The organism is Pseudonocardia pini, from assembly GCF_013870575.1.
Classification (GTDB): Bacteria; Actinomycetota; Actinomycetes; order Mycobacteriales; family Pseudonocardiaceae; genus Pseudonocardia; species Pseudonocardia pini.
In genome coordinates this window covers 1-6,894 of record NZ_JACBXB010000260.1, presented here as the reverse complement: position 1 = coordinate 6,894, position 6,894 = coordinate 1, and the positions used below count along the sequence as shown (strand labels likewise).

Below are 6,894 nucleotides of genomic sequence, written 5' to 3'. Positions count from 1 at the left end.
CGTCGCGGCCCGCGACGGGGTGCGGGCCAAGGAGTGGGCCGCCGAGCGGGGCGTCCCGTCGGCCTTCGGCTCGTACGACGATCTGCTGGCCTCCGACGAGGTCGACGCCGTCTACATCGCCCTGCCGGTCTCGTTGCACACCGAGTGGACGCTCCGTGCGCTGCGGGCGGGCAAGCACGTGTTGTGCGAGAAGCCCTTCGCCATGCGGGCGGCGGACGCCACCGCCTGCTTCGACGCCGCGGAGGCCGCCGACCGAATCTGCGTCGAGGGCCTGATGTACCGCCATCATCCGCAGACGGCGGTGGCGCGCAGGCTGGTCGACTCCGGTGCGATCGGCGCGGTGGCCGAGGTCCGCGCGGTGCTGAGCGTCTCCGCGCCACCGGGGGACATCCGCCGCACGCCGGAGCTCGGCGGCGGCGCGGTGCTCGACCTCGGCTGCTACTGCGTGAGCGCGATCCGGCTGTTCGGCGGGGAGCCGACCACGGTGTACGCGGCGAGCACGCCGGACGGGCCGGGGGGCGTGGACCTGCGGACAGCGGCCGTGCTCACCCTGCCGGACGGGGTACTGGGCCACTTCGACGTCGGCCTGGACCTACCGCGCCGGGACGAGCTGGAGATCATCGGGACGGCCGGCACGATCACCGTCCCGGACCCGTGGCTCTGCCGGGCGGGATACCTCGAGCTCGAGCAGGAGGGGCGGACCTCGCGGGTGGAGGTCGACCCGACGGGGGAGTACGCCTTGGCCGGCACGGACGCCGACGCCTACCGCCTGGAGTTCGCCGCCGCCTCCGCGGTGGTCGGCGGGGCGGAGCGGGAGTTCGGCAGGGCGGACGCGATCGCCCAGGCGACCGCCCTGGAGTCCGTCCTCCGCTCCGCCGCCTCCGGCACCCCGATCACCACCCCCTGACAGGCGAGCCCATCCTCCAGCGAGCCCCCACCCCCGACCCGCGAGTCCCCCACTTTCGACGCGCGAGTCGGACACCAGGGCGCGCGAGTCGGACACCAGGGCGGCGAGTCGTCCCCGACACCCCGCGAGTCCCAGGCTTTCGACGCGCGGGTCGGACAGCAGGGGGAGGCGAGTCGACCCCGACCCGCGAGTCCCGCACTTTGGACGCGCGAGTCGGACATGAGGGCGCGAGTCGGACATGAGGGCGCGAGTCGGACACCCAGGTGGGGCTGGCGGGCCCCGGTATCCGCGAGTCCCGCACTTTCGACGCGCGAGTCGGACACGCGGGGCGTGCGAGTCGAATACCCGGGGGCGCGGAGGCCGACACCAGGGCGGCGCGGGAGCGTGGCGGCCCGCATCTCAGACGCCTCTGCCTGCGAGTCGGGGGTGCAGCCGCGAGTCCCGCAACATCGACGCGCGAGTCCGACGCCACGGCCCGGGAGTCGGACAGCTCCCGGGAGACCCCGGATCACAGGTGTCGTGCCCGCCCTCAGCCGTCGTGAGTCTCGCGTCGGACTCGTGCGCCCTGGTGTCGGACTCGCGCGTCGAGGGTGGGGGACTCGCGGGTGGTGTCGGACTCGTGCGTCCTGGGTGTCGGACTCGCGCGTCGAAACTGCGGGACTCGCGGGTCAGGTCGGGGTCGCGAGTCCGTGGTGTCGGACTCGTGCGCCCTGGTGTCGGACTCGCGCGTCGGAAGTGGGGGACTCGCGGGTGTGTCGGGCTCGCGGGGTGGGTGCGAGCTGCGGGTCGGCGTTCGGCTCGCGGAAGTCGATGAGGAGGAGCTCATGTCCATCGTCCACAGCGGACCCTTGCGGGTCGGGATCGTCGGGTGCGGGAACATCGCCGTGAACTTCCACGTGCCTGCCTGTCTCGCGCTTCCCGAGGCCGTGGAGATCGTCGGGCTCGCGGATCCCACGCCCGAGCGGTTGGAGGCCGGGCGGGTCGCGGCCGGGCTCTCGAGGGAGCGGGTGCACGCCGACGCCGCTGCGCTGATCGCCCGCGAGGACGTCGACGTGGTCGACGTCTGCACCCCGCAGCACCTCCACCGCGACATCGCGATCGCCGCCGCCGGCGCCGGCAAGCACGTGTTGTGCGAGAAGCCGATCGCCGCCGCGCCCGCGGACGCCGCCGCCATGGTGGCTGCCGCGGACGAGGCGGGGACGGTGCTCGCCGTCGTGCACAACTACCTGTTCTTCCCCTACGTCGCGGCGCTGCGCGAACTGATCGCCGCGGGGGAGCTCGGGGAGGTCCGGACGGTCCGCGTCGACATGCTCGGGGTGGTCGACTCGCCGGGCGCGGCAGGGTATCGGCCGCAGTGGCGCAAGGATCCGACCGCCTCGGGCGGCGGGGTGCTGATGGACATGCTGCACGCCGTCTACCTGGCCGAACATCTCCTCGGGCTGCCGGCCGGGCGGGTCAGCGGGTTCGTCGACGGGGCTGCGGGCGACGCCGTCGAGTCCCTCGCGTTGGCCCGCCTGGAGGCCGACGGGCGGGCGGCGTCGGTGAACGTCGCGTGGGGCATGGGGGAGGGCGGGATCACCGTCTCCGGCACCAAGGGTCGCGCCGTGGTGCGCTACCGAGGGGACGGCACCCCGCCCTGGGCGCCGTTCGAGCAGCTCACCGTGACCACGGCGGCGGGCACTCGGACGGTCGCCCTGCCTGCGGGGGCGGAGCTGGGCCCGCTCATCGCGGACGCGCTGCGGGACACCGTCGCGGACGTCGCCGCGGCGATCCGGGCGAACCGCCCGCCCGCCGCCACCGGCGCCCAGGCCCTCCACACCCTGGAGGCCACGATCGCCACCTACGCCTCCGCCGCCCTCGGCCGGACCGTGGCCGTCCCGTTCGACCCGGGGAGCCCGCTCCACCGCCGTGGGGTCGTGGGCCTCGACGAGCTCGACGTCCCCCTCGACTCCCCGGTCCGACGCCGCGGCCTCTTCGGCCTCAGCTGACGCCAGGTCGGTCCGACCGGCGAGCCGGGGCCGACCGCTGGGTCGGCCTGACCGCCGGGCCGGGTCGACCGCAAGCCCGCGGCCCACCCCGTCCGCCGCGTCGACTCGACCCACCCGACCCACCCCGACCACCGAGCCCGCACCCCACTCCCGAACTCGGAAAGGACACCGACCATGGAACTCGGCCTCTACACCGACTCCGTCCCCGCCCTCACCCTCGACGAGACCCTCGACCTCGCCGTCGAAATCGGCTGCTCCGCCGTCGAGATCGCCGCGGGCGGGCAGTCCGCCGCCCCTCACATGGACGTGTTCTCCCTGGTCTCCGACGCGAAGGCCCGCGCCGAGTACGACGCGCGGATCCGCGACCGGGGCCTGCGCTGGGCCGCGGTGAACTGTTCGGCCTGGCCGATGCACCCCACCCACGGCGCCCACCATCTCGAGATCATGAAGGCGGCGGTCACGCTGGCCGGGCAGCTCGGCGTCGACAAGATCGTCACCATGAGCGGCTGCCCCGGCGAGGGGGCCCCGGACGCCCGGCTGTTCAACTGGGTCTTCTACCCCTGGCCCCCGGAGGCCATGGACATGCTCGCCCGGCAGTGGGAGGAGACCGTCGCCTTCTGGGAGGAGTTCGTCCCCTTCGCCGCCGACCACGGCGTCACCCGGATCGCGCTCGAGCTGCACCCGATGCACCTGGTCTACAACGTGCCGACCCTGCGCAGGCTCCGCGAGGCGGTGGGCCCGGCGGTCGGGGCGAACATCGACCCGAGCCACACCTTCTGGCAGCGGATGGACGCCCCCGCGATGGTCCGCGACCTCGGCGACGCCGTGCACCACGTGCACCTCAAGGACGTGAGCTACCGGCCCGAACAGGTCGCGTTGGCGGGTGTCCTGGACAGCCGCCCGTTCGCCGACCCCGACCAGCGGGCCTGGACCTTCACCACGGTCGGCCGCGGCCACGGTCCGGAGTACTGGGGCGAGCTCTTCCGCGCCCTGTCCGAGGTGGGGTACGACGACGTCGCCTGCATCGAGAACGAGGACCCGGTCCAGCCCGCCGTCGAGGGTGTGACCGAGGCGGCGGAGTTCGCGAAGGGCCTGCTCACGCCCGTCGGGTAGGGCGGACCGGGCGGGGCCCGTCGAGCCGGGGCCGACGGCGTCGGCGAGGATTGGGACCATGACCCTCACCGACGTCACGGTCGGCGGCCGGACCCTGCGGGTGGCCGTCCGCCCCGGCGACGGCACCCGCACGCCGCTGCTGCTCTGCAACGGGATCGGCGCCCGCCTCGAGATGCTGGACCCGATCGTCGAGGCGCTGCCCGCGGGGTTGGAGATCATCCGGTTCGACGTGCCGGGCGTCGGCGGCTCCCCGAAGCCCCGGGTGCCGTACCACATGACGACGTTCGCGCCGCTCGTCGCGAAGCTGGTGCGCGAGCTGGGCCACGAGCGGGTCGACGTCCTGGGCTACTCCTGGGGCGGTGGGCTCGCCCAGCAGCTGGCGCTGGCGCACCGCGGCCTGGTGCGCCGCCTCGTCCTGGTCGCCACCGGGACCGGCTCGCTGATGGTTCCCGCACGCCCCGCCGTGCTGCAGAAGATGCTCACCCCGCGCCGCTACCGGGACCCCGGCTACGCGGCGCAGGTGGCGGGCGAGATCTACGGCGGCACGATGCGCACCCACCCCGAACGCGCCGCCCGGCTGCTGCACGGCGGGAACTCCGAGCGCGGCTACTTCTTCCAGCTCCTGGCCGGGGCGGGCTGGTCCACGCTGCCCGCGCTGCGGCTCGTCCAGGCGCCCACGCTGATCGTCTCCGGCGACGACGACCCGATCATCCCGCAGGTCAACGCCCGGATCCTGCACCGCGGCATCAAGGGTTCGGAGCTGCACCTCTACCGGGGCGGCCACCTCGCCCTGCTCACCGAGCCGCAGGAGCTCGCCCCCGTGATCGATCGCTTCCTGCGCTGAGCCCGTCCCGCTGGGCGGGGATCGCCGGCACCGGATCGAGTGCCACCGCCGAGGCGGCCAGGTACCCCACCGCCCCGACACAGCCCGCGGCGACCAGCCCCGCGCCCGTCACGACGTCCCCGACGGCGAGGGCGTGCAGCGCCACCGCCACGGACAGGGCGAGGCCGGTGGAGACGGCGAGGAGCACGATGGCGTCCGCGTCACGGACCGGCGTGCGGTGGCGGAGCAGCAGGCCCACCACCAGCACGGCGGCCACGAGGGCGCCCGCGGTGTGGTAGCCCGTCGAGCCCGCGGGCGGCCACACGGCCAGTGTGACGAAGTAGGCCACCAGGGTGACCGCGGCCCGCAACGCGGCGCTCCGGAAGGGCCCCGGGTGCGCGATCAGGGCGAGGACCAGCACCGCCCCCGCCACCACCGCGGCGAGGACGATCACCACCGTGGGCGTGACGACCCCGAGCGAGGCGAACCCGCGGTAGCCCGCGTAGACCGCCACCAGGAGGAACACCCCGCCGAGCCAGCCGAGTGCCCCGGGGCGCCAGGGTCCGCGGCGACGGGTCGTGCTCATGAACGCGAAGTCGCGTGATCGACGCCCTGCGTTACCGCGTTCCCGTGGGCGCGGCGGGCGGGCATGATCGGGCCATGGCCTACGAGACGCTCGACTACGCCGTCGAGGACGGGATCCTCACGCTCACGCTGAACCGCCCGGACCAGCTGAACGCGTTCACCACGACCATGGCGGACGAGCTGGAGGCGGCGTACGACAGGGCGAGCGCGGACGACGACGTGGCCGCGATCGTCGTCACGGGCGCGGGCCGGGCCTTCTGCGCGGGGATGGACCTCTCCTCGGACGGCAACGTCTTCGGCCTCGACGAGACCAAGGAGCCGACCCTCGAGGACCTGCGCGAGCGGTTCGACGACCCGGAGATCGTCGCGGGCGTGCGGGACACCGGCGGCCGGGTGTCGCTCGCGGTCTATCGCTGCACGAAGCCGGTGATCGCCGCGATCAACGGTGCCGCCGTGGGGATCGGGGCCACGATGACCCTGCCGATGGACGTGCGGATCGCCTCGGCCAACGCGCGCATCGGGTTCGTGTTCGGCAGGCTCGGGATCGTGCCGGAGGCGGCCTCGAGCTGGTTCCTGCCCAAGATCGTGGGGATCAGCCGGGCGCTGGAGTGGGTCTACACCGCCGACGTCCTGTCCGCGCAGGAGGCGCTCGACGGTGGCCTGCTCCGCTCCGTCGTGCCCGCGGACGAGCTGCTGGACACGGCCTACGCGCTGGCCCGCCGGTTCGTGGACGCGCACTCCCCGGTGGCCACCGCGCTCATGCGACAGATGATGTGGCGCAACAGCGCCGCGCCGCACCCCGTCGAGGCTCATCGAGTGGACTCGCTCGCCATGTTCTACACCTCGATCGCCGACGGGAAGGAGGGCGTGGCGGCCTTCCTGGAGAAGCGCCCGGCGGAGTTCACCGGCCTGGCCTCGCGCGACCTCCCGCCCTTCCTCCCCTGGCAGGAGGACTGCTAGCGTCCCGCACCGCAGGCCCGCCACGCCTCTCGGCGGCCCAGGCCCACGCAGGCGGCGTCGCCGGTCCGGCCAGTACACCCGGTACGAGCTTCGGACCGGCCGCCTGGCCCGCGAGCACCTGGATCCACCGGTAGGCACGGCCGACTCGCGGTGCGGGCCGCTAGTACGCGATGAAGAGGATCTCGTCCCGGCTGTACTCGTGGTCGGGGTGCTTCTCCTTGAGGTGGGCCTGGGTCTTGGTCACCAGGTCGTCCTCGTCGGTGCCCTCGATGTGCTCCCCGCAGGGGCAGTTGAGGTGTCGCTTCATCGTGGTCCTCCCATCGCCGGTTGCGCATCCGACACTAGTACCGGCCACGGCGAGGACGACGAGGAACCCGACCAGGTAGGCGTCGGGCCACAGGGAGATCAGCCCGGTGGCCGGGATCGGCCCCACGACGGGACCCGGCAGCCCGGTGAGCACCGCGGCCGTCACGAGGAGGGTCGCGGCCACCCCGACCCACCGCCCGCGCACGGCGAGC

7 protein-coding genes are annotated in these 6,894 nt (G+C 73.9%); 5 read left to right on the top strand and 2 right to left on the bottom strand.

All coding sequences use genetic code 11. The features are described from left to right. The 4 genes from H5J29_RS16095 to H5J29_RS16080 form a co-directional block, all read left to right on the top strand. A partial coding sequence (locus H5J29_RS16095) for a Gfo/Idh/MocA family protein (RefSeq protein WP_181781775.1) occupies positions 1-907 on the top strand: 907 nt, incomplete at its 5' end. Positions 908-1,731: 824 nt separating this feature from the next. Next, positions 1,732-2,895, top strand: a complete 1,164-nt coding sequence (locus tag H5J29_RS16090) for a Gfo/Idh/MocA family protein (protein ID WP_181781774.1) — start codon at positions 1,732-1,734, stop codon at positions 2,893-2,895. 174 nt (positions 2,896-3,069) lie between these two features. Beyond that, complete coding sequence (locus tag H5J29_RS16085; protein ID WP_181781773.1) at positions 3,070-4,008, top strand: sugar phosphate isomerase/epimerase family protein; 939 nt, start codon at positions 3,070-3,072, stop codon at positions 4,006-4,008. A gap of 58 nt (positions 4,009-4,066) precedes the next feature. Beyond that, entirely contained in the window at positions 4,067-4,852 is a 786-nt protein-coding gene (locus tag H5J29_RS16080; protein ID WP_181781772.1) for an alpha/beta fold hydrolase, read from the top strand. Here the strand turns inward: H5J29_RS16080 and H5J29_RS16075 are convergent. Further along, positions 4,803-5,417, bottom strand: a complete 615-nt coding sequence (locus H5J29_RS16075; RefSeq protein WP_181781771.1) for a hypothetical protein — start codon at positions 5,415-5,417, stop codon at positions 4,803-4,805. The genes H5J29_RS16080 and H5J29_RS16075 overlap by 50 nt on opposite strands. A 74-nt stretch (positions 5,418-5,491) precedes the next feature. Between H5J29_RS16075 and H5J29_RS16070 the strand changes: the two genes are divergently transcribed. Beyond that, a complete protein-coding gene (locus H5J29_RS16070; protein WP_181781770.1) occupies positions 5,492-6,376 on the top strand; it encodes a crotonase/enoyl-CoA hydratase family protein in 885 nt (294 codons plus the stop codon). Between the two features lie 160 nt (positions 6,377-6,536). On the opposite strand, the gene H5J29_RS34365 is transcribed toward H5J29_RS16070, so the two are convergent. After that, positions 6,537-6,894: DUF1059 domain-containing protein (locus tag H5J29_RS34365; protein ID WP_220187485.1), on the bottom strand; the 358-nt coding region annotated here is incomplete at its 5' end.